The organism is Candidatus Lokiarchaeum ossiferum (assembly GCA_025839675.1).
Classification (GTDB): Archaea; Asgardarchaeota; Lokiarchaeia; order Sigyniarchaeales; family Promethearchaeaceae; genus Lokiarchaeum; species Lokiarchaeum ossiferum.
Map to the genome: position 1 here is coordinate 3,800,932 of CP104013.1, position 26,515 is coordinate 3,827,446.

At 35.9% G+C, this 26,515-nt stretch carries 21 protein-coding genes and 1 pseudogene; 11 read left to right on the forward strand and 11 right to left on the reverse strand.

The window, feature by feature from the left end; translation table 11 throughout:
* Window positions 1-315 precede the first annotated feature (315 nt).
* The 3 genes from hdrB to hdrC are packed head-to-tail and all read left to right on the forward strand — an operon-like array spanning window position 316 to window position 3,408.
* The gene (gene hdrB / locus NEF87_RS16015) at window positions 316-2,076 is read left to right on the forward strand and encodes a CoB--CoM heterodisulfide reductase subunit B (RefSeq protein ID WP_457916616.1); all 1,761 of its coding nucleotides are present in this window, start codon (window positions 316-318) and stop codon (window positions 2,074-2,076) included.
* 7 nt (window positions 2,077-2,083) lie between these two features.
* Complete coding sequence (locus NEF87_RS16020) at window positions 2,084-2,845, forward strand: 4Fe-4S binding protein (protein WP_457916617.1); 762 nt, start codon at window positions 2,084-2,086, stop codon at window positions 2,843-2,845.
* Window positions 2,846-2,856: 11 nt separating this feature from the next.
* Window positions 2,857-3,408, forward strand: a complete 552-nt coding sequence (gene hdrC / locus NEF87_RS16025; RefSeq protein ID WP_457916618.1) for a CoB--CoM heterodisulfide reductase subunit C — start codon at window positions 2,857-2,859, stop codon at window positions 3,406-3,408.
* Between the two features lie 53 nt (window positions 3,409-3,461).
* On the opposite strand, the gene NEF87_RS16030 is transcribed toward hdrC, so the two are convergent.
* The 9 genes from NEF87_RS16030 to NEF87_RS16070 all read right to left on the reverse strand — a co-directional run bounded on the left by NEF87_RS16030 (window position 3,462) and on the right by NEF87_RS16070 (window position 13,328).
* Complete coding sequence (locus NEF87_RS16030; protein ID WP_457916619.1) at window positions 3,462-4,835, reverse strand: TldD/PmbA family protein; 1,374 nt, start codon at window positions 4,833-4,835, stop codon at window positions 3,462-3,464.
* Window position 4,836: 1 nt separating this feature from the next.
* Window positions 4,837-6,279 (reverse strand): TldD/PmbA family protein, encoded by a 1,443-nt coding sequence (locus NEF87_RS16035; protein ID WP_457916620.1) that lies wholly within the window; start codon window positions 6,277-6,279, stop codon window positions 4,837-4,839.
* A 227-nt stretch (window positions 6,280-6,506) separates the two neighbouring features.
* Window positions 6,507-7,361 (reverse strand): hypothetical protein, encoded by an 855-nt coding sequence (locus NEF87_RS16040; RefSeq protein ID WP_457916621.1) that lies wholly within the window; start codon window positions 7,359-7,361, stop codon window positions 6,507-6,509.
* 10 nt (window positions 7,362-7,371) lie between these two features.
* On the reverse strand, window positions 7,372-9,480 hold the full coding sequence (locus tag NEF87_RS16045; protein ID WP_457916622.1) for a hypothetical protein: 2,109 nt from the start codon (window positions 9,478-9,480) through the stop codon (window positions 7,372-7,374).
* 103 nt (window positions 9,481-9,583) lie between these two features.
* Window positions 9,584-10,624, reverse strand: coding sequence for a serine hydrolase domain-containing protein (locus NEF87_RS16050; RefSeq protein ID WP_457916623.1), 1,041 nt, complete (start codon window positions 10,622-10,624; stop codon window positions 9,584-9,586).
* Between the two features lie 327 nt (window positions 10,625-10,951).
* Window positions 10,952-11,299 (reverse strand): toxin-antitoxin system TumE family protein, encoded by a 348-nt coding sequence (locus NEF87_RS16055; protein ID WP_457916624.1) that lies wholly within the window; start codon window positions 11,297-11,299, stop codon window positions 10,952-10,954.
* Window positions 11,299-11,544, reverse strand: coding sequence for a hypothetical protein (locus NEF87_RS16060; protein WP_457916625.1), 246 nt, complete (start codon window positions 11,542-11,544; stop codon window positions 11,299-11,301). The genes NEF87_RS16055 and NEF87_RS16060 overlap by 1 nt, the downstream gene beginning before the upstream one ends.
* Window positions 11,545-11,629: 85 nt before the next feature.
* On the reverse strand, window positions 11,630-12,616 hold the full coding sequence (locus NEF87_RS16065; RefSeq protein WP_457916626.1) for an alpha/beta hydrolase: 987 nt from the start codon (window positions 12,614-12,616) through the stop codon (window positions 11,630-11,632).
* A 10-nt stretch (window positions 12,617-12,626) separates the two neighbouring features.
* Window positions 12,627-13,328 (reverse strand): HTH domain-containing protein, encoded by a 702-nt coding sequence (locus NEF87_RS16070; RefSeq protein ID WP_457916627.1) that lies wholly within the window; start codon window positions 13,326-13,328, stop codon window positions 12,627-12,629.
* 147 nt (window positions 13,329-13,475) lie between these two features.
* On the opposite strand from NEF87_RS16070, the gene NEF87_RS16075 reads away from it, so the two are divergent.
* Together NEF87_RS16075 and NEF87_RS16080 are read left to right on the forward strand one after the other, a co-directional pair.
* Window positions 13,476-14,894: an NAD(P)H-dependent oxidoreductase gene (locus NEF87_RS16075; RefSeq protein ID WP_457916628.1), complete on the forward strand. Its 1,419-nt coding sequence runs from the start codon at window positions 13,476-13,478 to the stop codon at window positions 14,892-14,894.
* 269 nt (window positions 14,895-15,163) lie between these two features.
* Complete coding sequence (locus NEF87_RS16080) at window positions 15,164-15,658, forward strand: leucine-rich repeat domain-containing protein (protein ID WP_457916629.1); 495 nt, start codon at window positions 15,164-15,166, stop codon at window positions 15,656-15,658.
* A 94-nt stretch (window positions 15,659-15,752) separates the two neighbouring features.
* Here the strand turns inward: NEF87_RS16080 and NEF87_RS16085 are convergent, their stop codons facing one another.
* Entirely contained in the window at window positions 15,753-17,756 is a 2,004-nt protein-coding gene (locus tag NEF87_RS16085) for a hypothetical protein (RefSeq protein ID WP_457916630.1), read from the reverse strand.
* A 129-nt stretch (window positions 17,757-17,885) separates the two neighbouring features.
* Between NEF87_RS16085 and eda the strand changes: the two genes are divergently transcribed.
* From eda to NEF87_RS16115, 6 genes and pseudogenes are all read left to right on the forward strand, one after another.
* Window positions 17,886-18,536, forward strand: coding sequence for a bifunctional 4-hydroxy-2-oxoglutarate aldolase/2-dehydro-3-deoxy-phosphogluconate aldolase (gene eda / locus NEF87_RS16090; RefSeq protein ID WP_371802426.1), 651 nt, complete (start codon window positions 17,886-17,888; stop codon window positions 18,534-18,536).
* 5 nt (window positions 18,537-18,541) lie between these two features.
* Window positions 18,542-19,582: a PfkB family carbohydrate kinase gene (locus tag NEF87_RS16095; RefSeq protein ID WP_457916631.1), complete on the forward strand. Its 1,041-nt coding sequence runs from the start codon at window positions 18,542-18,544 to the stop codon at window positions 19,580-19,582.
* A 49-nt stretch (window positions 19,583-19,631) separates the two neighbouring features.
* On the forward strand, window positions 19,632-20,774 hold the full coding sequence (locus NEF87_RS16100; RefSeq protein WP_371802428.1) for a Gfo/Idh/MocA family protein: 1,143 nt from the start codon (window positions 19,632-19,634) through the stop codon (window positions 20,772-20,774).
* A 111-nt stretch (window positions 20,775-20,885) separates the two neighbouring features.
* Entirely contained in the window at window positions 20,886-21,173 is a 288-nt protein-coding gene (locus NEF87_RS16105) for a hypothetical protein (RefSeq protein ID WP_457916632.1), read from the forward strand.
* A 194-nt stretch (window positions 21,174-21,367) separates the two neighbouring features.
* The gene (locus tag NEF87_RS16110) at window positions 21,368-22,693 is read left to right on the forward strand and encodes an MFS transporter (protein WP_457916633.1); all 1,326 of its coding nucleotides are present in this window, start codon (window positions 21,368-21,370) and stop codon (window positions 22,691-22,693) included.
* Window positions 22,694-23,168: 475 nt separating this feature from the next.
* Window positions 23,169-24,461 (forward strand): annotated as a pseudogene (locus NEF87_RS16115) (CPBP family glutamic-type intramembrane protease).
* A 471-nt stretch (window positions 24,462-24,932) separates the two neighbouring features.
* On the opposite strand, the gene NEF87_RS16120 reads toward NEF87_RS16115, so the two are convergent.
* Window positions 24,933-26,495 carry a hypothetical protein gene (locus NEF87_RS16120; RefSeq protein ID WP_457916634.1) on the reverse strand — a complete coding sequence of 521 codons (1,563 nt, stop codon included), beginning with the start codon at window positions 26,493-26,495 and terminating at the stop codon, window positions 24,933-24,935.
* Window positions 26,496-26,515: the final 20 nt, after the last annotated feature.

A 26,515-nucleotide genomic window follows, 5' to 3' on the forward strand; every position in this document is an offset into this window, starting at 1 on the left:
GTGGCACAATCAAGTATCTCTGCAATATTAATGCCTCAACGACAAATAAACACACCTATACGAATTTCTTGCTCTTCCAAAGGTAATGTTGACATTCATAGCACCATGAATTTTTCATTTTCAATCATTCTCAAAGGTGAAGTTTACTTCTTTCGCTTGTGCGACCAATGTGTGAAGTATATTCATCTCATTTCATTGAATTACAAAAATGATTTTTATTCACAATATTGATATACTCTCACTGAAAAGGTTTTTAAATATTTGGATAGAAAGTATAAACTGTTACAATTCCTCACAAACGAAGTTGATCAGCAGATGACTTTTACCCCCCTTGAAGCCCGGAGTTATTACCAACATCTAATTAATCAAGATCCACAAGATCCAAGCGGATATCTTGGGATGGGTGATCTTGCGTTTTATGGTGGTTTTTATCAAGAAGCTATCTCATATTTTACTCAAGCAATTAATTGTGACTCCCAAAATTTTGCCAGTTGGGTCGGTTTAACAAAAATTTTTCTACATTATAATAGTATTCAACAAGCAGAAGAATGTCTCATCGAGGCTTTGAATGTAGATCCTATAAACCATGAAGCTCTGATTCTCGCAACGATAATTAAAATCCGCTTAAATGAATATGCTAAAGGATTAGATTTCCTTGATAAAATTGGGGAAGACAATGAAAGCCCTTATGATTCGCTATCTCTATATTTGCGTGGATATATCGCATGTTTGCTTGGTGATTTTGAAGATGGGTTAGAACATTTAAAATCTTGCGAGGTGTTGCCTCCCTTTAATGATAAAACCAACTCAAATTATCAAATTTTGTGGAATAATTTGGGGGTCGCAAATTTTCGGTTTAAGAGATTTACGGAAGCCGAAAATTATTTACAGAATATCACTCAAAAATTTCCTTTATGTGATTCCATTTCGTGGCTAAATCTCGCCATGGTTTATTGGGCTCAAGACAAAATCGATCAAAGTATCATAATATTCGAAAAAATCCAATCTTTACAACCAAAACTATGGCCCTGGTTAAAAGAAACCAAAGAATATCGCAGTCGGGGTCAAGAATGGTTACACGAAGCGATTCAAAATTTGCAAACCGAATCTACAATTTACAATGTTGGATTGTATTTAGGCTGCGTGATTCCTAATCGATATCCTTTTATTGAGGCTGCTACTCGTCATGTATTTGATACTTTAAATATAGGTGTCGTAGATCTTGAAGGTGCATCTTGTTGTCCCGCTCCGGGGGTATTTCGATCATTTGATATTGAAACTTGGTTGACATTGGGTGCCCGAAATATTACAATAAGCGAACAATTGCAACGAGATCTCGTAACCATGTGTAATGGGTGCTATGGAACGTTGAATGATGTGAATTATGAACTTAAAACGGATTCAGAAAAACGAACGCTTGTAAATGATAATTTGAATAAAGTAGATCGTGAATTCCAAGGATCCATTAACGTCCGTCATATTATTGATGTACTTTTTAATGAAATTGGTCTTGACGCACTCAAAAAACGAATTACGCATCCATTGACACTTAGAGTGGCTGTTCATTATGGGTGTCATCTCCTAAAACCGATGAAAACTAAACCTTGGACCGAAGATTGGGAAGAGCCGACGTTTTTTGATGATTTGGTGGAAATTACGGGGGTTACGTCAGTTCCCTATAAGGAAAAAATGATGTGTTGCGGGGCTGGAGGTGGAGTTCGGGGTGCCTTGAAAGAAATTTCATTGGATTTTACCCGAGAAAAATTAATCCACATGCGAGATGCAGGGATTGATGCCATTGTGGTATGCTGTCCATTCTGTCATCTCCAATTTGACATTGGCCAATTGGAAGTAAATAATATCTTCAAGAAACAAATTCGAGATCCCTTTAACATTCCCGTAATTTATATCACTCAATTACTCGGGTTAGCAATGGGATTTGATCCCTTTCGAATGGGCTTGCTAAAAACACCGCAAGAAAAAGGAGTTCCCCCCATGAATAAATTTGAACTTCTCTTCACAAAATATAAACCATTAGATCTTCACAATACATCACTGTTTTTGCCCAGGACTTGAAATCACTATGTTCCCAAAACTCATAAAGCATGTTAGCTATACTCAAATCAGATTAGAGCAAAAATTTGTTGGTAGAAATGTTGAACTAATCATCGATCGTTTACGATGTGTAGGCTGTGGTATTTGCAGTCGTGTTTGTCCTCAAGATGCGATTTCGATTGGTCCTAAGGTTACTTCCTATGGAAAAGAAAAGCAATTTGATGAAAAACTAATTGATAATTCAATTGATGAAGATAAATGTGTTTTTTGTGGTACCTGCAGCATTTTATGTCCATTTGATGCTCTTCACTTATTTAAAGATGGTAAAAAAGTTGAACCAGCTGAAAACACTTTAGTGACAAAACAAGCGATACCAAAATTAGAAATACAGTATCTTCCCATGACTCGTATTAATCAAACCGCAATGGTTTATTGGGAAGGTGAAATAAAAACGAACTTCGAATTTCCTACCTCAGAAAAAGAATTTCACCAGCATTACATCAATAAATGTCCGGGTGATTGTAGAAAATGCTTAAAAATTTGTCCTAATGAAGCCATTTCATTTCTTCCTGCTGAAAATGCATGGAAATCCAAAAAAATAATTGAAATCGATAACACAAAGTGTATCAAGTGTAGAGCCTGTTCAATAGTTTGTCCACAAAGTATTTTCGAAGTGAAATGGACAAAAATTCATTTTTTGGGACCAGTTAATGAATGTTTCTGGACTCCTCTAGTCAATAAGCTTCTAAAAGTAAATTCTTCATTAACCGGACAGAAAGAACTGTCTTAGGTGTTTAAATTATGGAATATTTAAAAAAAGATATAATTCAATCGTACAGGGGAAGTATTGAAGAAGAAATAATCAAAGATCACGCTTTGAAAGCAATTAATGCGTGTTTTCAATGTGGGACATGTAGTGGTGGATGTCCCTCGGGACGACGAACGGCCTTGGTTACTCGAAAAATTATTCGCAAAGCGATTTCGAATATGGAGGATGTGTTAAATGATAAGGAGATTTGGATGTGCACAACGTGTTATACCTGTTTTGAGAGATGTCCCCGATCCGTACCAATCACTGACATCATAATCAAACTTCGCAATTTAGCCGTTAGGAAGGGTAATATGCTTGAATCACACAAGCAATTATCGCATGTTCTCATACAAACGGGTCATGGTGTGCCTCTTGGAAATGCTGACAATCAATGGGCTAAATTGCGTATGTCCTGTGGATTATCTCCTCTGCCCCCAACCACCCATATGCACCCCGAAGCTATTGAAGAAATTGCTATTCTGGTAAAAAAAACTCACTTTGATAAATTAGTTGGCTATCCTCGAATAATTACTACGGACTAACCTTGGAAAACATTTGAATTTTAATGAAAAAAAAAAGGAAAAACAATTTTAGCCTATTTTGTTGCAGCCGTGATATTACAATCTTTTACCTTTATTGTAGGAATGAAGGTTGGTGTTGGCACTTCCCACCACTGAACTTGCTGGATATCCTTTCCGACGGCGTCAATATTCTTTAACATACGAAGCAAATTATCACTCAGGCGTAAATTGCGAACCGGTTTGGAAATTTCTCCATTTTCAATGACAAACAATCCATCCCGCGGAATGGTCGAAAAGGTTCCTTCCATATAATTGGTGAATCTTGTATACCAGTTTGATGTGATATAGATGGTAGGTTTAATCGAGTTGGCAATAATTTCATCTAAGGATTGTTCTCCTGGAGAATAGATCATGTTTGTTGGAGCAGGACTTAAAGTTTTGGACCCTAATCCCATATCCATAAAATCAGAATTGGCGGTAGATTGGCAGCCATATTGCTTCGCCGAAGATGTATTATGGATTAAATTTTTTAAAATTCCCTTATTTAAAATCGGTGTTATTTTCGAGGGTTTCCCTTCGATATCAAAGGGTCGGCTGGCCAGTCCTTCACCAATTGTTGCATTATCAACAATATTCAATGTATCTGGGGCAATTTGTTTATTCATGGATTCTGCAATTGGACTCATACCGAACATGATCATTATAGGATTTGCATTGTCCGTTATTTGTCCAAGTACATTACCGGCAACAGTCGGGGATAGAATGACATCATATGTGCCTGCCTTTCCTTGTTTCGCACCCACGGAGAGATTCGCCAATTTACCCGCATTTGTTCCCGCCTTACTTAAAATATTTTCAACCTTGGATAAATCTCGACCGCAAGCAAGATCTTGACCACTACTTTCTCGATCCACAAACGATCTTACAGTCATACGGTAGTAAGAGTCCTTATAATCTCCAGAAAACTGATGGCTGGTGAGTAATTCGGTGTAAGTATTACCAAAGTACAATACTCCTGCTACTTTCTTAGCTCCAGCTTCTTCACTCGAATTGATGGTTCCATTCACATAATCTGGGGCTTTATCAGTAAAAGCGGAAATTCGAGGATCAAATAATCCATCAATGGATGAATACTTCTTGGGCTTTTCTTCCATTCCCAGGTAAAGGGGATTCTTTGGAATTTGGCCTAATAATTTAACGGAAAACTTAATTCGTTCCTCAATCAAATCCAAATTTGGGTTCAAAATATCGATCTGGGTCGTCCTTTGATCCTTTACAAAGAACAATTCCAATTTTTCTTCTTCCCACTGCTTGACAATGTCAATCATAGAATTTGAAAACCGAACTTGATGGGAAGTACCGCTCGTTATTCGTGCGATCGTTTCATCCATACCATTTTCGTCAGCAATTTTGATGGTTTTTTGCAGTAAATCTTCGAATTGTCCCATTTTAGATTCCTCCTAATTGAATGTTTCTCATGCGTAATTGCGCGCCACCCATCCAGACTGGCACCCCTTGCATGGGATCGCACTTACCGCAAGTGCCATGGGGATTTTCAAAATCGTTGCTTACTGCATCGACGCTTCCTAAAATCCCAAAGGTTGTTAATTCCAAGGTTGGGCGACGAATCATTTTATCGGTTATGACACCATCCTTAATGTAGAAACACTCCATGCCAACATATTTACTTTGAAATCGTCTATCATCGATGTTCCATTCGGTAAAGCTTTTCATATACATACCTTCTTTAACATCTTCCACCATTTCCTCAAGTGTGTAGGAACCTGGTTTGAAATACGTGTTGGCCATTCTCACAATTGGTTCCCGATTAAACGCTATAGCTCGAGAGGATCCATTTGAGGGGATATTATAGCGGGCAGCAAATTCTCGATTGAGCAATAATTCGTTTAACATTCCATCTTTAATTAATTCACGTGGTCGAGCTTTGACACACTCATCATCATAGAGATAGAAACCCGAACTTCCTTTGATAGTCGGATCGTCAATAATCGTCACTTCCGGATTTCCCATTTTGATCTGTCCCATTTCTCCTTTATCTAATAAATCTAAATAGAAAGACTCACCGGCTTGGGCCCCTTCTCGTCCTAAAATGCGATCGCTTTCACTAGGATGACCTACATTCTCGTGAGCCATAATTCCTGCCACTTCACTGGAGACAATGACATCGATGACTCCAAGTTTCATGTCGGTTGCATTTTTCGCAGCATTTACTAATGCTCGATTGTCCTCCATTACCACTCCGATGACGTCTTCGTCTTCAAACCACTCCCAACCGCCTGTACCTCCTTTTCCCATGAAACGTTGCTCGGTTCCAACTTTGGCTACTGCTGTGTTAAAAGTGTGGAGTATGGGGTTTGACAAACTGACCTTCATTTGAGAGCCCTCGTTATTAACGATATATTTGTTTTCCGAAGTGAGGCTTAACATGAGCATTCGATTTGGGAGATCTTTGCCGAAATTCTCGACGAGTTGTTTATCCATCTTTACCAGATATTCTTGTTTTTCTTCAACACTAACATCCTCAAAACTTCGTTTGACTTCCACTCCCCATTTGGTTTGTACCGGTTTTTCCTCGGAAAATTCTATAGGGTTCTGTCGGTTACAGGATTTTGCATATTTAATCGCATCTTCTACTGCTTTTTCGATCGATTTTTGAGTTAATTTGGCTGTTGAAGCAAATCCAACCCCTCCGTCGGTCAATACACGGATTCCGATTCCTTTGGTGGGCGTAATTCCGGCTCCAAACAGTTCTCCATTACGGGTTGTATATCCTTCCTCCCTTTTTTCAACATAGCGAGCTTCTATATATTTAACTTGATGGGAACTCCCATAGTTGATTGCATGATCTGCTAAATCTTTTCCATTATTCATCTAAAGTCACTTTACCTTCATTTCTACATTGTAGTTTGAATTTTTCCTTTCTTCCGCTCTAATAAATGCGAGATTTTTGAAAAAAGTGTGTACTTTTTGCTATAGAAATGATTAATCTACTTGGTTTTTGGATGGCTATTTTAAAAAATTTGCTCCTATGATTTTTCTTTTTAAATGATTTTACAAAGTTCAATTTTACTGGTGGAAAAAGAGAAGAAAAAAGGAGTTTAGACACTTCCCAAAAATAAAGTTAGATATTGGAACAGAATGGCGGTTTTGAGAAGGGAATTCACAGTCATTTTATATTTTTCACCCAGATCAATTTTCCAAATGACAAGGATCGCAATAGCCATTAGTAAAACGGTTATTAACATCCCGAACAAGAAGAGGAAAGGATTGGGTAAATTGAGAAATTCGGTCACTACCATACATACAATCGACACGGCCAGATAAATCATGACATGGACCTGAAGTCTATGAGGTCCAAGTTGAGCAATGAATTTCGCATCATCCTCATGGGCCGTTGGTAAAAGTTTGAATTTTTTGATGACATCTTTCGAAAACTGCAGCCCAAAGGTGGCTAGAACTAACAAATATACAAAAGCGGGGATTATTACTCCACCTAAGGATGCACCATACAACAATCCAAATGCGGGAAGAATACTATTCCACAAGGGTTGCAGTAAGCTTTGATATTTCCACGTTTTTCCATAGTTGATAATCATACTTTCAATTACTCCGACAAGGAGCACTGTAAAAATCGGAATGAAACCTAAATTGTAACGAATCGCATGAACAATAGAAAAAGTAATTGCTGCTATGAAGGCAACTCCGCTAACTATTAGATATTGGATGGCTTCTTTAAATTTCGCTTCTGGTTTTCCTACAATCCGTAGTATTAGGGAACTGAAAGTCCCACTAATCGCCACTAAAAAGAAAATCAGAGGTCCAAAAATCAGATTGGCTCGAACCCGTCCCGCTCCTACCAAATACCGGGTAAGAATGATCCCGAAAACTACCATAATCGCGCTTTTAACCCATGTCCCTGGGCGAATTGTATTGTGAAATGTTTTATATTCCATTGTATTTTCCTCACGCTGCTATATAAGTTCGTGTATTATCCTCGAAGTTCAAAACTAATGTTTGTCCTTCATAGGTTATGGTGGTAATCTTAGTTCCAAAAGCTTGGGTACAATAATCGTTTTCAAATCGTTCATAAGGCCCCAAATCGACTTTATCGCCATCAGCATACATATCACCATCCCAAGCCACCGTCATTAGGCCTCGGGAAGGGGAGTCATAGCTAATATCATACCCCATGACCTTTTGTTGTACTTCTACTGTCGCAGCTAAGATGGCGGTTTGGAAATCTTCAAAGGAATCATAATCTGCAGTGCTGGCTAATTCAATTATGTAGGCATTTTTCTTCCCCGTAGATCGGAGTTCAAAAGGATTGTCTGGATCATCGGTATTAGGCATCCAACGGGTACGTTCGAAGGAATATAGAGCAACATAAGTATCACCTTGCAATCCGAAAGTCCATTTTCCTTTTTGGGTCACTTCCTCAAATGCCCACTGTGGGAAGTAGGCATGGGTATACGATTTCGATCCTAAATATGCAATTACCGCTTCACCCAATAAAGACTGACAGGCGCGATCGTATTGGAATATGCCTACATTTTTATACATCGTGGCTCGAGGTTTCCATCCTCCAACAAATTCCCGATCACTTACACCTCCCGGTGAATTCGTATAGACCATGGCTTGATGATCAATGGTTGCTTTCCATATAACTTCCTGAATGCCGTTTTTTCCTTTCTGATAGTCTTGGGCTCCCGAGAGTTGGTAATAGGAGGTACGATAAGTGTATGTGCTTGCTGACTCTAATGTCACACCTTGGGTGATGTCACCAAGAATTTCACAATATCCTGCAATATCTGTCCCTGTTATAGCGGCTCCAATGTTAAGAACATCTACAAACATTGGATCGTTAAATATGAGTCTTGATGAAAGATCGTACTTATTTTGGAAGGCTAATGTCGTATCAATAATTTGAGTTGCCGCAGTAGCACTGGCTCCCCACCAAAACATTAAATCCTCTTCTGTATAATCAATCCCATAGTCTGGACCCTCTTCAAGATTTAGACTCATGCGTTCTTTATGCTCATTATTTAATTTTGCCGCTTTGGCGATATCTTCTAAAATAGGTGGAATTGTATATCGGGCACTGGTAGCAATTGATACCGCTCCTCGATTTCCGGCATCATTGAAATTTAAATCATTATCTCCCACTCCAATTAAAAGCCATGCTGCTAACATTGGGGATTCATTATCCGCAGGAGTGTCTGCCGATGTACCCATTTGTAAATTATCTGCTGTTCTTCCATGAGATGTGGCATATCGACTCTTATATACATTATTGGCAAAATCAAAGGCAATTTGATCTGCGACCATCATGGCTTTACGTGCAAGATCTAAATCTTCCGAAAATTCGATGATATTGAAGATTGAAGCCAAATCTAACGAATAGTAAATATTTGAATGGAATTCTGAAAATCCAAATGTCCCACGCCAATCCAACCATCGATGAATTAATGGTGTCGCGTGATCAATATGTTGCTGTCCAGTCATGTTAGAACTTGGAAAGGTTTCGTTTCGATATAACTGACCCGCCAATAATTCGGCTGCGTGGAACAAGTTCATGTGGTTTTCAGTCCAAAAATACATCTTATCGTTTTTTGGGAACCCATCGGATAGCGATTCATCCACCCAATACGTAAAATTAAGGAAAGTGTTTTTTAGCTCCGTTTCCAAAGCGGTACTCATAACATGGGTAACATTGTTAAAATACATCATGCGTAGATACGCATTTACTTCAAAATCTGAACAATCTAAGTAGGCATTAACCTTTCTTGCGATATCCTTTCGGATCACCTCTTCATTGGGGGCTAATCCGGAGAATATTCGGGTGGCTTGTGCATAAAGGCTCGTATTACTAGTTATACTGATGTTTAAAAACATTTCTTTGCGTTCCTCAAATGACATGGATTCATTATATTCATACTGAGAAACATTCTGCGGAGATGCAATCTTTGGGAGGACTTGACTGGCTATGATCTGCGTTCCCAGAGTAAATATCATTGGAATTAGAAACATGAACATGAACAAAAGCGATTGGGTTTGTTTTTTGTATAGCTTCATAGAAAAAATTTATCCATTTTTCTATTTAATAATTAAGGAAAAAAAGTAAAAATGACCATTTTTAGTCCTTTTTCAGAACTAATATGCATTTTCTATCATATTACTAATTATTTGCACTAATTCTGACTATTCGCTTATACATTATTTCCATTTTACCCCAAGAATCTACCCCACTTGTGTTTATAAATATAATTATAACTCGATCGGATTCGACATCATATTTCGCTATACTTTGATATCCGGGTATTAGTCCTGTATGTTCATATACATATATTTCAGAGTAGATTTCTTCTTCCGAATCAGTTAGGAGAATCCCATCATTTAATGCACGAATAAATACTCCCACATCAGTTATTGAAGCAACCATTGAACCACCGGGAATAAAATAATCGCTTGGTTTTAGATCTGGCTCATATCCTACATAATACCCGCTCATAACATCCTCAGGATTTACTTCACTATAATAATAATACGTATCATTCAGTTGTAGTGGTATCAATATTTTGTCATTGATATATTGATTATGGGGATATCCTAGACTATCATCCATAATTTTAGCTAAAAGCAAGTAGTTGGTGTTGGAGTATTGATATCTAGCATCCGGTTTAAAATTGGCGTCTTCACCTAATATGAGTGCTAAGGCATCATCGACGTTAGTAGGCAAGTTATTCCAAGAAAAATTGGGATCATCTACAAAGTTTGGTATGCCACTTCTGTGTTGGATCAACATTTGTAATGTTATTTCATCTGCATATTGAATATCATCTTGATATTCCGGTAACATTCTACTTAATGTATCATCTAATGAAAGATTCCCCTCGTCTATAAGCTTGGCCGCTGCGACTGCCATGTATAGTTTGCTAATACTTGCAATCTTAAATAATGAATCTGGATCCGCCTTTGTCTTTTCATCTCGATCATTATATCCTGCGCTATATGTTGAAACTTCTCCTGCTTCGTCTATGTATGCAATCACTCCATCTAATCCATGCTGAGACACAGAGTTTTCGATTTCTGCTTGTACTGTGTCGGGTAAAGGAGATAATCTCATGCTAAGTAAATTCCATGGGATAAAAAATGCTGAAATAGCTAAAGAAACCGTCACAAACATAACTCCAATCACTTTTTTTCCTCTTTTCTTCATACAATCAGTCCTTCATCTGTGATGACAAATTAGTTGTGACGATATTAGTAAATAAGACTACTGATTTTACTTCATAACTTCAATTGTTCAAATGGAACTAATTTATAAGATTCACCCAATTTCAAGAAATTTCTTCTTCCATTATCACATCCAAACAATTAAGCAGATATATCCGCCCAATAAGCTAAATTAGAGTTTGAATTTGCATATGAGTGTATGTTAAATCTATCAAATCAATATCACTTACGGAATGCCTCCCCTCAGAGCCGCCAAAAAACGATTTAACTCGTTTCGAAAATTAAGTCAAGATACATACAATCAAAATAATTAATTCAAAAAACCCATTAATATTAATATATCTTTCGAAGGATACCCACACATAGGGCTTCGAGAAACCTTTTTACTCCCCCGATCATGTTTGTGATGGGGTTTTGTATCGATATCCCAATGATCATCATAATTATCAAACCTAATTCGATCATATTCACTTTGTGAATAAATTATTTGATATGAATATTCGGAATAATCGTTGTACCTAATAAACAAAAGAATCCCAGTAATAAATCTAATTCTAAGAACAGGTCTATTAGAGTCGTGTCGGATAGAAAATATAAGTTCACTTTTGTGATTTTGAATTATTTTTTGTGCAATATCCAACTTTTCATGGCATTTCATTATTTTAAAACACCAATTCTTTCAAGCAGAACTTGCATCTCTTGTTCTTCTTTAACTAATTGATGTAAATCAATCGCATCATCTTCTGCTTCTTCATACGTTCCATTTTTTGCTTTTTGTAAAAATGTTTGGACAAGTTCTTCATTCCATTTGTGCAAGATTTTTTCGATTTCTGACTGCAGAGAAAACAATTTAAAACGAACCAAATTGACAGCTGTTGATTTTTCTAATGAAATTTCAGTCATACTATTAATATTAATTCACTGAATAAATTTAAATTCATTCGATTAAATATGAAATACTTGAGTTTTCTTAAGTAAGAAAAAAGAATTATTCTGCTTGATCCATCATTATTTTTATAGTTGAGATGACATCAGCGTACATTTCCTTGCCCATAGGTAAAGAATTGTGAGCGGAAAGAAAACCATGGGCAGTCGGTTGATAGTTTTTAAAAATTAACTGATTTCCCGCAGTATGCAATTTTTGGGCAAAAGCATAACCTTGATCCCGTAAGGGATCATGACTGGCGGTGATGAGAAATGTGGGGGGTAAATTCGTGCAATCCTCCAACAAAACCGGAGAAAAATCGATATCGTTTAGTTCATCATCATTATTTTTGTAAGCATCCCGGAAAAATTCCATTAGCGAATAGGAAAGGATGTACCCGTTCTCAAACTTGCGCATTGATGGGTAGGCATCAAAATTCCCATCTAACCATGGGCACACCATGATCTGTCCTGCGAGTGATATGTTCTCATCATCTCGGCTTTTATAAGTCATGACTGCGGAAATTCCTCCCCCAGCGCTTTCACCCATGACATAAATCTGAGATAGATTGATATGAAATTTTTTATACTGAGCAAATACCCACTGAACTGCGGTCCATCCATCATTCGGTGCATCTGGATATTTATATTCCGGAGCTAATCGGTAGTCCACGGAAATAATAATCGCTTCGAGATCCCGAGCCATTTTCCGGCACAATCTATCAAAGACCTTAACGCTTCCAATCACATATCCGCCCCCATGGAAGAATATTATGGCAGGTAAGTTTGTTTTCTCTGTTGGGATATAGACCCGAATATTTAAGTTTGGATGGGTAGCAGGAATATTCCTGTCTTCCACTTTCCATAAAGGGATTTTTTTTCCATACATAAATCGGGCCATGAGGGAGGTCGCCATTTTATTATCCAATTCTCTCATTTTTTTTGGATCGTCTTTTACTTTCGGGGTTATCGATCGGAGAATAAATTTCATAATACTCGGCATATCGACGTCGTGACTTGTTAAATCGCTGGTATATAGAGGTATTTTCATGAGATTCACTTCAAAATTGAAATTTAATATCGACGATATTGTTTTGTGGGTCGATTTGATGAATGCTTACTTTAACAGGAATATACTTGCTCATTTCTTCCTCAATTATTCCAGAGAAGATTTGAAAATGAGCCGGAAGGGAAAGATACTCTGAATTTTTCATCCGGAGAATCAGTAATCGTTGTTCTTCTAAGATTACAGGGGTAGACCATTGGTATGAATCAAAAGTAGTCAAGATGGAATCAATGATATTCATAATTTTGTGGGATAAAAATTCTAAGGGGAAAAATTTGGTCGGATTTTCATTGGGTTTGATTGGAGATGATTGAGTTTGCTGTTGGTTTACCATTATATCCGTCATCTCGGAGAAATTCAAATCGTTGGCCATTACTTTTCCGAGTTCTTTTAAATCAGATGGATTTTGAATAAATTGGGGGATATTCCGAAGCATAGAAAGGTAAAAAGGTTCATAAAATGTTGAAAGGGCCTCTCTTCGTGTTTTATTTTTGAGATATTTCTCCTTCTGATGCCACAGTTTGTATTGCCCAATATCTTGAACAAAGGCTTTATCTTCGTCTTCCAGAATTTTGAGATATTTTGAAATTGTTGTCCGACTCGCCCCTAATTGGTGTGCCAACTTGGAAACACTTAAACCATATCGAGTTTCTTGCAATAAATGGACAATTTCATCCTGGAGTGAAGCTTTTACCATTCTCTAAATCCCTATATAACAACAATCGGGTATTATATAAAAATATTTTTAATACATGTGTCACATTAATTATTCATATCTGCCATTTTTATTGTCAGCATCGTCAATTTAAAATGACTGATATCACTTCTCTCGAGATAATTAAAAATGAAAATAGCAATTATTAATGGAAGTCCTAAACACGATAAAATTAGTTCTACTATGGCCTTTATTCGCTATATTGAACGCATGTATCCCATGCACACCTTTGAAATCCTAAATGTTGGTATGAAACTTGTTCGCATGAAAATTGCCGATAAATCCTTTATGGATATTTTGAATATCATCAAAAATGCTGATGGCGTTCTCTGGACCTTTCCAGTCTATACTATGCTTATTCCCGCACAACTTAAACGATTTATTGAATTAATTACGGAGAAAGGCGTTGATGACTTCTTTACAAATAAATATGCGGCAGTTTTATCAACATCTTTGAATTTTTATGATCATACTGCTCATAATTACATGCAGGCTATTTGTGACGATCTGAACATGAAATATGTTGGGTTCTATAGTGCAAAAATCGATTTTCTGATGGATATCAAAAAACGGAAAAATTGGTACAAATTTATGGCCAATTTTCTATTTCATATTGAAAATAAACTTCCTGTTTCAAAACGTTATCCTCCCTTAATCTATTCCAATTTTGAATATCAACCTACGGCTGTAAATCCTACAGTTGACAATTCGAAGACGAAAGTCACCATTTTAACTGATGTGAGGGATTCATCTTCAAATTTAGCAAAAATGATTTCCCAACTAAAAAATGCCTTTTTAGATCAATCCAATGTTGAAATAATCAATTTGTATGACATCAACATTAAGGGGGGCTGTCTTGGATGTATTAAATGTGGCTTTGATAATAAATGCGTTTACCGGGATGAGTATGTGACCTTTTTCAAGGAAAAAATTATGAACCAACCTATAATGATTTACGCTGCTGAAACTACAGATCGTTTTTATTCCCATCGTTGGAAGCTTTATTTTGATCGCATATTTCATAATGGTCATACCCCAAGTTTGAGAGGTACTCAAATGGGCTATCTAATTTCAGGGCCATTAACTCAAATTCCAAATCTACGCCAATTGATTTCCGCTCAAACTGAGTGTGGTCAGGCGAATTTGGTGGATGTAATTACTGATGAAAATGAAAATTCTGAACTCATCGATATTTCAATTCAAACCATGGCATCAAATTTAATTCGCCTATCTCAATTGGAGTATGTAACTCCTCCGACTTTTCTTGAGGTTGGTGGATTTAAAGTATTTCGGGATTTAATCTATGGGATCGGCCGAATTCCTTTTCCTTCTGACTATAAATTCTTCAAAGATAATGATATGTTTGATTTTCCTTCTAAAGAGCATACTTTGATTGCCATTGGTCGCCTATCTTCAATTCTCTTTAAATTCAAGAAAATACGAGAAAAATTCCGAACAAAAATTGGTAAAGTGATGATTTATCAACCCGAACGCATGCTGAAGAAATTAGATGTTGAAAAGGAAAAAAAATTCATGATCAAGGCTTAGTTTGGAAATAACTTGGAAATAATAAATAAAAAAGCGAATTAGAGAATGTATGAGAATGTATTAGCAATTTTCCGAAACCAATCCAAATAGCATTTTCTTGCGACAATCGAATCTAGTTTCAAATATTGAGCTCGCATGAAATTTATTAAACTCAAAATGTAATAAAATATTATCACGATAAGGAATTAACAAAATGGCATTTTGACTTTTTTTTCAAGAAATTAAAAAAAGAAGAAATACAGACAATTTCCCTCTTGAGGTGGAAAAGTATGAAAATGATTGAAAAATTGAAAAAAGCTATGAACTTAGAAATTCCCATGGTGAAACAAGTCCTTTGGAATACCTATGGCTATTCTTGTTCTGAAGACAAAATTACTGGCTTAGGGTTCTATGGACAACCACTGACAGAAATCCCCCCAGATTTTTTTTTGTTCCAAGAATTAGAGGTTCTAGCACTAACCAACACAAAATTACCAAACCTTCCTCAAGATATAGGATACTTAAAATCCCTAAAAGAACTGTATCTTGGAGGAAATTTATTTAGGTCCATTCCAAATGAAGTTGGGGAATTAAAAAAATTAAGAGTTTTGTATATTTTGGAAGACAATTTACAACAGATTCCAAATACAATTCTGAAACTGTCAAATTTGAAAGAATTGAGCATTACTGTTCCTTTCAAGTTAGATAAATCTTGGAATTGGCAAGATTTGTCCAAAAAAGGATGCAAAATTTACTGGAACAATAAAGAAATCTTTCAAAACTGAATGAAAATTAGAAAATTGTACTTTTTTTTGATTTACATCTTTCTCTGGACTAGTTCTCTATGAAAAAAATTTTCTAATGACTATTATGGCTGAATTATTTTTCAAATTCTAAATCAAGATGCTGTTCGGAATGTTCAATATGAACTTTTTTGGCCCCAAAAGAGGTGTGGCTGTAAGGATTCTCATATCGAGGGTAATTCTTAAGGGAGACATTTTGACCATTTTGTTTGAGGTCTCCTTTCCATCCAAATTCAAGAAGCCCTTGACTCGGGGATGTATATTGGACTGATAATTTACCAAAAATAAGTTTCGAGGTTGTGACAGAATCAACAAAATTAGAAAAGCTTTGATATTGATCTTTTCGACCTAACTCTATTATCCAGATATTCTGCCTTCCGTCAACAATTAAATCCTTATCCTTCTCTTCTCCTTCAACTTGCCATTGATATGTGTTTTGAGAAAAGAGAGCTAGGAATCCATCTTGGTATCGAGCACAAACCCAACCATTTTTTTCAATCACCTCGTCAAATTTACTTTTTGGGAACCATGCATGGGTGAATCGCAAATTTTTCGAGAGTAAAATGCCTCCCATCCGTGGAATCTTGTAAACTGCAATTAAAACATTTTTCACCTGAGCAACCCGCGGTAAATAACCTGATCCTAACCAATATCCTTCTGGTGAGGTATTTCCAAATCCTCCTGGATGTGTGGTGAAACAGACTGCTTCTGGACCTAGGCTTGCTTGCCAGATGTGTTGCTGATCTCCTCCATATCCCTTACGATAATCTTGAGACGAACTGAGCATATAGTCTGGTGTTCGATAAGTATAAATATTATTTTCTTCCCGTGTGTTGCGGGTTAAATCCTTTTTGAACATATGCGCTAGTGCTTTGGTTAGGCCAAAATATCTTCCGATTTGCAAAACGTGTTTAAATGGCTTAAATTCTTGGAAAAACTCATTATCCCACCAGCGAAATCGATCCAACATTTTTACCATAACATTGATGGTCTTAGGATGCACATAGGATTCAAAAGAAAGGAGGATTAAACCATTATCTACATCTTTATAATTAATGCCCCATCTACGTGCCTCTCGAATATTAATACTCACCCGTTGTCGATTTTCCATTTCTGCTCGACTAATATCCTGTGCAATGTCCATAATTACTTCAGGAGGTGTATATTTTTCACTTAAAGCAAGGGTGACTGCACTCATATTATCCTTATTTGCGAAAATTCCCATTCCAAAGACAAGTTTCATCGTATCAATTGTCGATTCGACTAATGCATTTTTCTTCTCCGCCGCATAACACCGTCCATGGGTCGAAACAAATTGTCCATAATACGAATTCAAAGCCATATCAAACAACATCAAATCCATGATAATTTTTGCCTTCCTTACGATTTCTTCATCCTCACAAAAATCGATTAGATTTAAAAGGGCTGTCATATCTTCATCATAATAAATGTTGGATAACCATTCATTGAATCCGGTATAGAAACGTAATTCAAACCATTTTAAAATCCGTTTGCGTGCTTTAACCATTTTTTCTTTCCCAGTCATTTTCGAATTGCTAAAGAATTCATTGGGATATAATTGACCAGCTAAATATTCATTGGATGCAAACATTATGTGATGATTCTCCGTCCAATAACACATGGAATCTGTGCCAGGTTCATCTGGCCAATATTTGAAGGAGAGAATGGTTTTTTTTGCGTTTTTGAGTAAATCAGGAGTGACTAGGGGATTTTTACTGAATTGGTAACATAAACGCATGATTCCTAAAAGAACAAAGTCAGAACAATCAAAACGGGAATCAATATAAGATAATGCACTTTCTAATAAGCCTAACCAGATTGGTCCTCGAATCTCTGAAATTCGGACAAGTTCATAGAAATATCCTTTAATCGCATCACTACCGGGGTTTTGGAGACAGTGGGAGATAAAAGCTTGTTTTCGTTCGGAATATTTCTGTTTAAAGGGTTCTTTTGAATAAATATCTTGGGTTTTCTGTACATTATATCCTGCAGGAGGGTGTCCAATATTTTTCAGTTTGAAATCATTTACAGAGGTTGTTTTAAAAAAATCCTCACTCATACTTTCCTATTATCTCCAACCCATAATAAAATATTTAGAATAAGTTTTGCAAATTTCTCCTTTCATTAAAAAATGAATCAAATTTGATTCATTCTGGGGATTTAAAAAGAATCGAGTTCAAATTAAATTATGAAAATGGAGCAATTACTATTAAAACTAAAACAATCGTTACTCATTCCAGTAGTTGCTGTTGATAATTTAGAATCTGTAATTCCCTTAGCACAAATCTTAGAAAAAGCAGGAATCAAATTTCTCGAAATTACCTACCGCAATGAAAATGCTGGGAAGGCACTTCAAATATTGAAGGAACAACACTTTGATCTAACCCTTGGAGCTGGCACCATTCGAACTCTGGATCAAGCTAAGGATGCGATTGAGAACGGGGCACAATTTATGGTCAGTCCGGGCTTCAATCGTGAAATTATTCAGTACTGTCATCAACAAGATATCCCTTTTATTCCAGGTGTCGACTCAACTTTAAGTATTGAACTGGCTGTTGCTGAAGGTCTGCGAACCTTAAAATTCTTCCCTGCAGGAATATCGGGCGGTTCAAAGTGGTTAAAAGCAGTCAAAGGCCCTTATTTTGATATCAAATTTATCCCTACGGGCGGTATTTCCATAGAAAATTTGGGTGATTATGCGAGTTTATCTAACGTTGTTGGGATTGGGGGATCTTTTCTCGCGCCCAAATCTCTGATAAACCAAAAGGATTGGGATCAGATCTTCACTATATGCGTTGAAGCCTTAAGCATTGTTAACAAACTAAAGAATAAGGAATGAAAAAAATGGGTCAAAACTATATAGTAACCCTCGGAGAAATCATGCTCCGACTGAAATCTCCCGGACACGAAAAACTCTTGCAATCACCATCCTTGGAAGCTACCTTTGGAGGGGGTGAATCAAATGTTGCGGTGTCTTTAGCGAATTATGATTTGAATGCACGCTATGTTACAGCTTTGCCTGTGAATTCCATTGGAGATTCTTGTGTGCAATTTTTACGATCGATGAATGTGGATACATCCTGCATTATACGCCAAGGGGATCGAATAGGAGTTTATTTCTTGGAAATAGGTTCGGGTCCCCGTCCATCAAAAGTGATCTATGATAGATCCCATTCTGCCATTTCAGAAGCGGGGATCGCAGATTTTGACTGGGATGGTATATTTAAAAACGCTAAATGGTTTCATATCACAGGCATCACTCCCGCTCTCTCTCAAAAAAATGCTGATCTGTCTATTTTTGCGGTAAAAAAAGCCAAGGAAAAAGGATTGACTGTGTCGTGTGATTTGAATTTTCGGAAGAAACTCTGGAAGTATGGCAAATCCGCCCCTGAAGTGATGGCTCAGTTGATGCCCTATATCGATGTGGTGATTGCCAATGAAGAAGATATTCAGAAATCTTTAGGAATGTCTATAGATCAAAAAATTGGAGGATCTAAATTATCAGCAGAGAAATATGAAAATCTAGCTCGCCACTTGTTAACTTCGTATTCAAATGTGCAAACTGTCGCTATTACCCTAAGAGAAAGTTATTCTGCTGATCATAATGGATGGGCCGCTATAGGTCTCTCCCGTGGGGATTCTCACGCAGTCTTTTCAAAAAAATATGATCTTAAGGATATTGTAGATCGCGTTGGGGGAGGGGATTCTTTTGGAGGGGCTTTAATTTATGGATTATTTTCCAAGAAGCCTCTTCAAGATGCTCTTGAGTTTGCTGTAGCGGCTTCCGCTCTAAAACATACTATTCCTGGGGATATTAATCGGGTATCAATTGCGGAAGTAACTGCATTGATGCAAGGGGATAGTTCTGGGAGAGTCCAGCGATAATTTTTTTTTATTTAATCAAAAATAATTCATTAAATTATTGGGAATCGCAATGGGAACTAGAAAAATTAAATACGGTTTAGCTGGGTTTGGTTTAAATGGTTGGGGACACATCATGGAAATAAAATTTGGGCCCCTTTTAAGAGGAAGGGCGGAATTTATTGCTTGTTTTGATCCTAATCCAAAAAATCAACAAAAACTCTCAAAACATAAGAATGTAAAAATTGCACAATCCTTTGAAGATTTACTTGATACTCCGGGGATGGACGCAATCATTGTAAGTTCACCTCCCCAGTTTCATGCAGATCAAGTCGTGGCTGGTTTAGAAGCTGGAAAACATGTGTATTCTGAAGTTCCTATGGCTTTGAATGAAACTGAAATTGAACGGATCATAGCAGCCGAAGAACTATCAAGAAAAAAATACCAATATGGAGAAAACTATACTTTTTTCTCTGAGGTGTTATACGCAGGAAATTTGATCTCTTCGGGGAAGATAGGTCCAGCGGTTTATGCAGAGAGTGAATATCTACATGATGTCACCTATCGGTGGCGACAAGGCTTTATGGGGGGTCCTGAAACACCTCGAATTGAATCCTGGTATTCATTGATTGAGCCTATGCAGTATGCTCATACAATTGGTCCCGCACAAGTGGCTCTTGGCGGAATTGAATCTCCCGCTCCATTTATTGAAGTAAAAAGTTATATTAATTCAAATGGGGGCTATCAAGGGGATCCGATTTGTCGGCCTTCGGGTTCTTTCCAAGTGGCATTGTTTCGAACCGAAAATAATGCTGTCGCAAAGTGTGCTAATGCTTTTGTGATCGCTCGTGAACCGACTCGGATGATGATACAAGTGATTGGAAGAACCGGTTCCTATGAATGTTATCAAATTGGGAAGCCTGGTCGGCAGTTTATTGCTGATGGGCATAAAATCACCCGTTTTCGTCATCGAAAAGGAAAAGCGAAACGCGTGGGTAAATTCCAATTGTCAAGAAATGTTCCTCTTCGCTTAGGAACCTATCATGGAGCCCAACCCCGAATTATGGATAATTGGTTTACTTCCATTGAAAAAGATTTGATACCCGCACTAAATGCAAAGGTGGCTGCTAATATGTGCATGGCGGGAATATGTGCTGCAAAAAGTGCTCATCAAAATTCTTCAGAATCTATTCCGGTCTATAATTCGAAGCACTAGTTTTTTTTCTAAATGAACGTTGATTTATGAGGATGCATTTCCCATCAAGTAAGTTTTAATAGGTCAAATTTCATTTTTATGTTGTATTAAGTATATGGAGTTAAATGATCTTTGTCCCAACCAGTAAAAAATTCAAAGAAGGAATCTCTGAAATTGAAATCCTCGATTTTAGGACCATTTTTAATGGGATCTATTATCTTAGTTGCCCTAGTTTTGATCCTTTGTAATGAATTATTCTGGGTAGAACAAGTAAATGCGGATATTCGACAACTTCCATTGGAATTGTGGTTTGTATTAACCCCTGGAATCGTAATGATGGGAATTTTATTTATTTTAGCATTAACTCGGTTGAAATCTACCCATAAATCCGAATCTTCAATAAAAATTGACTCGTTATAACCCATTTCAAGCTATAATTAAAAGAATGATCAATATAAAATTGCTCTTCAGTTTTGAACAAATTTGGTCCTTTTTCAAATGGATTAATCAAACTTATCAACTTAATCATAGAATTTGATGAAAATTGATTGATTTTTAATACATAATTAATAAAAAATTACATTTTAAATAGTCAAGGATTGAGATTTATAGTAATGGAAGCTATAAAAGAACCTAAACAAAGAAAATTCTCTCGGTTCCTTCTTTTGCAAGCCCTTGTGATTGGGTTTATTAAAATGGGTGAATCAGTATTCTTCTTTTTTGAACAAAATTATCTCAATCTCTATTTAGTTCAGGTACTCAATAAAGAGGCAATTTTTGTTTCAATAATGGTTTCAGTCTCGGCAGTTATGGGATTGATTCTCCAATTTGTATTTGGAATTATCAGTGATAATACTCGGACGAAATATGGTCGTCGACGACCTTTCTTTATCTTTGGTGGGATCCTTGCGGGGATCTCCATGATTACTTATGCATTTTCAGGCAGTTATATTTTGTGTTTGATTCTAGACGGCATTATAATTGCTATTGGAACTAATTCCTATCTCGCAGCCGAAAGATCTTTGATACCTGATGTTTTTGAACCCGAATACCGAGGTCGGGCAAATGGGATAATTTATATTCTTGGGAATATAGGATTGGTAATTGCGTTAGGGCTATTTTTAGTGTCTGAAGATCTTTTCGGATACGATATCGAGGTCGGAAGTCAGACAGTTACATACATCAGTCAAGCAGGGTTTATTGCTTTACTTTCAATTGGGGGCGGTTTTATTATATTGGGAGGTATTGTTGGCTTTCTTTTTGTCAAAGAAGCAAATGTTTCGTCTTTTCCCCCCAAGAAAAAGATTAGTGAGGAACTTAAAGAAACTTTTCGTATTAGTGAACTGAAAAAACACAAAGAATTCGGTAAAATTATTATCGCAATAGTCGTATTTCGAACGGGAATTTCTGTAATCATGCCTTTCCTTTTCAATTATATCTTGGGTTTACCAATGGATGTCGTTCAGTTATTAATAGCAATAATGGTATTATCTTTTCCTCTCGTGTTTGTCTTTACGTATCTAATGGGCAAATATAGTGATAAATTTGGAAGAAAGAGAATGATTCCATTTGCTATTTTATTCGTTGCCATTGGGACTGCCGTTACACCATTGATTGGATTAGGAGACAATTTTAAATACTGGCTTGTATTGCTTTGCTTCCCCTTTGTCATGATCTCCATACTTGGTTTTGATGGGTCTATGGATACTTGGTCCCAAGATTTGCTGCCAGAAAATAAACGGGGTCAATTTAATGGAATTCTGAATATAACTTTTACCGTTTCACAGATCATCGGGGCTTTTATTTCTGGATTAGTTGTCGATACACAAGACCCAACTACTTGGGGGTTGATTTTCCCCATTGGTGCGATCTTCTTTGTCCTATCTATTCCATTATTCATGAAAGTTAAAGATACTTTGAAGAATGAAGATGAAATTTAAGTTATTCCTTCTCAGAAATTTTTATTTCCTTTTTTTTGATCCACTTTTTGTTTATGCAAAATAATTAGAAAAAAACTTCACAGGATTCTCAATCTTCATTTATCATTAGTTTCTAAGGATAAAATGAGGTCCCCTTATATTTTCTTGTGCTTCTTTATTAAAACTCCAACTGTAACAATTATTTTTGATTACATAGACATGTTGGATCATCGCGATTCTTCTCCTATGAAGTATTGGGTAGCCTACTCCGAGTGTTCTTGCATATCGTGAGCAATCTGGATCTGATCAACCAGCATTCCAAAAATGGCTTCTAACCTCATATAATACACCTTAAGATCGCTTATCGGAGATATATTCCGAGAATGTGAAATGTTGGAAATTAGTTTGTCTGGACAATCCTACTTGAAAGATTCGTTATTCAAAATTAATAGTACAGCAAGACTTAAACCAAAAAGAATTTACACTCAATTGATAAATGGCGAAAAAATGTCAGTTTTGCGGAAAAGATTTAGAGATTATCCCCTTTAAATGCAATTATTGCAAATTGGAATACTGTACAGAACACCGTTTACCAGAAAAACATGAATGCTTCGGAAATTTTAAAAGAAACGTTGTTTCTCTTTCAGAAAAGCGACACAATTCGCCTCGAAAAGAACAAAAAAGGCTCTATCAGAATGAATTTGGCATCTCTAATCAATATACTACTTTTAATAGGAGAGAATTGATTATACCTCTAATTATTGCTTTTCTAATTAATCCTCTAATGGATCTTGCAGCAAGTGGATTTTTTTTGTGTATAACTCGGTTTTACCCAGTTTTTATTTTAAACCCCATTTTTTCTAATTTAATTCAAATTATATCTCAGATTTTTTCATTGATCATAATTTTGCTTGTAACCAAACCCGTATTTTCTATTAAATTCCGAAATGAAGAAGAATTTACTCCAAAAACATTAGGAAATTCTCTTAAATTCTTTCTTTCGATGATCTTCATAGCCACATTCTTACTTTCAAATCCAATTTCGAGTAATAACATTGAAACAGATCCACAATCTACTTCGTTAATTCTGGATTTTCTATCAGCAGTGATTCTCGCGCCTATTATGGAAGAATTAATTTACCGTGGGATGCTAATTCCTTCCCTAAAACAAAATGGACTTAGAAATACAGGTGCAGCGTTTTATTCTGGTTTTGCTTTTGCATAGATGCATTCACCAGGTGAAATTCTATCAGGATACTCAATTTATTTCGTACTTTTGGGAATGTTAAGTAGATTTGTAGGGGGTGTTGTAATCAGCTTTGCGTATATTCATACAAAGAATCTACTTTCCCCAATACTTATTCATTCATGGTGGAATTTAGTTGTATTGATAAGAACTTTTCCTAGTAATTACTCATCTTTGATTGATGATATTAGTTTTTTTATGCTCATTTATAGAATCTTGTTGATTATTAATATTGCATCCATTATTTATTTTATATGGATGATAATTGCACGATTTACACATAGAAGAACCGTTTGGAGCGATTTGGATATTAATTTTATTCATCCACCAAATTCTCGACGTTACTACATCAATATTTTGGGTTTAATCACCCTTACAACTATTTGGATAATAATTTTAAACAACTTATTCGATCTGATTGAGAATTTTGAACAAAAATTAGTATTTCAAATCATTTTTCAAGTGATAATACTTCTAATATCAATGATTATTCCTATATTGATAAAAGTAAAACAAAGAAAAATGCAATCAATGTTCTTATGATTATTAGAAAATTTATCAAGCAATAATTATCTTAATAAAAAATCTTTTTTTCATGACATCAAAATAGATTCTGAGTGATTAATTGATTCACTTCAATTTCTATGAGAATTCAAATTCGCATAACATTTTTTTTAACAATTCTAATTTATAATTGGTCAAAGATACGTAGAAAAGGCGTAAATTATACCTTCCAAATCACTTAAGGGATAACGAATTTAAAGGAGTTAATTTTTTTTCATTACATTTCTTCAAGACAGTTTCAAACCACCCTTGAGGTGATTTTAGGGTTACGATTTTAGGGGTCCTCGTTCAACAAAATAAATCACTGTTTTTGATCACTATTCATGAAAGCTAAAGATACTATGAAAAATGAAGATAAAATTTAAGTAATTCCTTCTCAAAAATTCATATTTCCTTTTTTTTGTTCCACTTTTTGTTTATACAAAAAAATTAGAAAAAAACTTGGTCGTCTTATATCTTCTTGTTCTTCTTTATTAAGACTCCAACTGTAGCAATTATTTCAGCAATTATCAAGAATGTTGCTAAATAACTCGGTAGACCAACGCTTTTATTTGATACTGTCACCATGACATTGTCTGTCGCAATATTCCCTGAGGTATCATTCACCCGTAATTCATATATATATTCTCCTACAGTAAGATTCTCCAAGATGAACGAAATTTCTCCTTCAGTCCAACTACTTTCAAATATAACAATTCCGTCTTTCAAAATCTGATAGGAATCGGGGAGATAATCTGTTACGTTCCATAAAAGTTCAAATTCTACAGTTTTTTCCGAAACAATGGTATCGTTTGGTCCTGATATGACAGGTGCAGTAGTATCAACGATTGTGACAGTTATGCTTTCGGAAACAAATTGTCCCATAGCATTATACACGGTTAAGCTTAATACATAAATGCCCGGAAGATAGTCTTGCATATCAAAGGTTATATTTTCCATGTTTATCCATGATGAATTCATAATTAGTGAGCCATTACACTCTAAAATGTAGTTTGTGGGGTCAGCGTCTTCCGCCCACCAAGCAATATTGGTGGGCGTGACCCCATACTCCATGTCCATATCTGATGGGCTTGTAAGATGTGGAATTGATATCTCAATCATATTTGTGTCTGTTAATTCAACCATCAGTTCATTTGTTGTAGAATTAGTCATAGTAAGTAGAACTCCTGTCTCTTTATGATAATAAAAACATATTCCATACCATTCACCTACCCATGCATTTAAAGTCATTTCGTTATAATTGAACTTCGTGTCATTAGTTATTTCGAGTGACGATAAAAAAAAAGGAAATTCACTCCCAATTGACACATTCAGTCCTATTTGCCAATAAAAAATCCCAAACATATCCGTAATTGGGTTCTCACTCAAAAAACTTCCATATTTTCTAGTGTAAGTATTTAAAATGGGTGTCGACGCAGTTCCATTTTCAATTATTTCCAATCTCACGTTGAAATCATCAATCTCACTTTGGTAAGTAATATCTAGTTGTATGGGTGCTTCTTCAGTGAATAATTCCGAATAATGATAGGACATGAAATCTCCTATGTTATACTTTAATACTGGTTCCGAAACAACCTCAATCCATTCAGTATTTGTATTATCTTCCCAATTTTCATCTTCTCCACTTGTAGATGAAACAAATGCCGTGATATTATAAATTCCAGGTGCAGTAAAATTAAAATATCCAAGGGTTACAGTAGGTATTCCAATCTCCACCGAATGGCTACCTTCCAAGATTTTTGAATTATTTACCCAAATGGAATATTCAGCTGTATCTGTAATGTTTCCTTTATTTTCGATCTGAAAATTATATGAAGAATTAACGTTAAGGTATGCAATATTAGAAACACCAAGACTGATACATAAATCATGAAAATCTTCTGCAGAAGATGGCCATGTTAAATTTGACATCACTTCATTTGTTGAGAAGTTACTGGGTGAAAAATTCGGAATTATTCCCAATAAGAGCCCAAGAATTATTACATTTATGACTTTTATAAAACGATTTCGCATAATTAAAATTCTTGAAAAAT

What these genes read in the sequence shown, in the direction of transcription:
- NEF87_RS16075 (WP_457916628.1), top strand. Translation starts at nt 13,476, where the DNA reads ATGAAAATAGCAATTATTAATGGAAGTCCTAAACACGATAAAATTAGT.
- NEF87_RS16110 (WP_457916633.1), top strand. Translation starts at nt 21,368, where the DNA reads ATGGAAGCTATAAAAGAACCTAAACAAAGAAAATTCTCTCGGTTCCTT.
- NEF87_RS16100 (WP_371802428.1), top strand. Translation starts at nt 19,632, where the DNA reads ATGGGAACTAGAAAAATTAAATACGGTTTAGCTGGGTTTGGTTTAAAT.
- NEF87_RS16070 (WP_457916627.1), bottom strand. Translation starts at nt 13,328, where the DNA reads ATGGTAAAAGCTTCACTCCAGGATGAAATTGTCCATTTATTGCAAGAA.
- NEF87_RS16060 (WP_457916625.1), bottom strand. Translation starts at nt 11,544, where the DNA reads ATGACTGAAATTTCATTAGAAAAATCAACAGCTGTCAATTTGGTTCGT.
- NEF87_RS16055 (WP_457916624.1), bottom strand. Translation starts at nt 11,299, where the DNA reads ATGAAATGCCATGAAAAGTTGGATATTGCACAAAAAATAATTCAAAAT.
- NEF87_RS16020 (WP_457916617.1), top strand. Translation starts at nt 2,084, where the DNA reads ATGTTCCCAAAACTCATAAAGCATGTTAGCTATACTCAAATCAGATTA.
- NEF87_RS16030 (WP_457916619.1), bottom strand. Translation starts at nt 4,835, where the DNA reads ATGGGACAATTCGAAGATTTACTGCAAAAAACCATCAAAATTGCTGAC.
- eda (WP_371802426.1), top strand. Translation starts at nt 17,886, where the DNA reads ATGAAAATGGAGCAATTACTATTAAAACTAAAACAATCGTTACTCATT.
- hdrC (WP_457916618.1), top strand. Translation starts at nt 2,857, where the DNA reads ATGGAATATTTAAAAAAAGATATAATTCAATCGTACAGGGGAAGTATT.
- NEF87_RS16045 (WP_457916622.1), bottom strand. Translation starts at nt 9,480, where the DNA reads ATGAAGCTATACAAAAAACAAACCCAATCGCTTTTGTTCATGTTCATG.
- NEF87_RS16120 (WP_457916634.1), bottom strand. Translation starts at nt 26,495, where the DNA reads ATGCGAAATCGTTTTATAAAAGTCATAAATGTAATAATTCTTGGGCTC.
- NEF87_RS16035 (WP_457916620.1), bottom strand. Translation starts at nt 6,279, where the DNA reads ATGAATAATGGAAAAGATTTAGCAGATCATGCAATCAACTATGGGAGT.
- NEF87_RS16080 (WP_457916629.1), top strand. Translation starts at nt 15,164, where the DNA reads ATGAAAATGATTGAAAAATTGAAAAAAGCTATGAACTTAGAAATTCCC.
- NEF87_RS16065 (WP_457916626.1), bottom strand. Translation starts at nt 12,616, where the DNA reads ATGAAAATACCTCTATATACCAGCGATTTAACAAGTCACGACGTCGAT.
- NEF87_RS16095 (WP_457916631.1), top strand. Translation starts at nt 18,542, where the DNA reads ATGGGTCAAAACTATATAGTAACCCTCGGAGAAATCATGCTCCGACTG.
- NEF87_RS16085 (WP_457916630.1), bottom strand. Translation starts at nt 17,756, where the DNA reads ATGAGTGAGGATTTTTTTAAAACAACCTCTGTAAATGATTTCAAACTG.
- hdrB (WP_457916616.1), top strand. Translation starts at nt 316, where the DNA reads ATGACTTTTACCCCCCTTGAAGCCCGGAGTTATTACCAACATCTAATT.
- NEF87_RS16040 (WP_457916621.1), bottom strand. Translation starts at nt 7,361, where the DNA reads ATGGAATATAAAACATTTCACAATACAATTCGCCCAGGGACATGGGTT.
- NEF87_RS16050 (WP_457916623.1), bottom strand. Translation starts at nt 10,624, where the DNA reads ATGAAGAAAAGAGGAAAAAAAGTGATTGGAGTTATGTTTGTGACGGTT.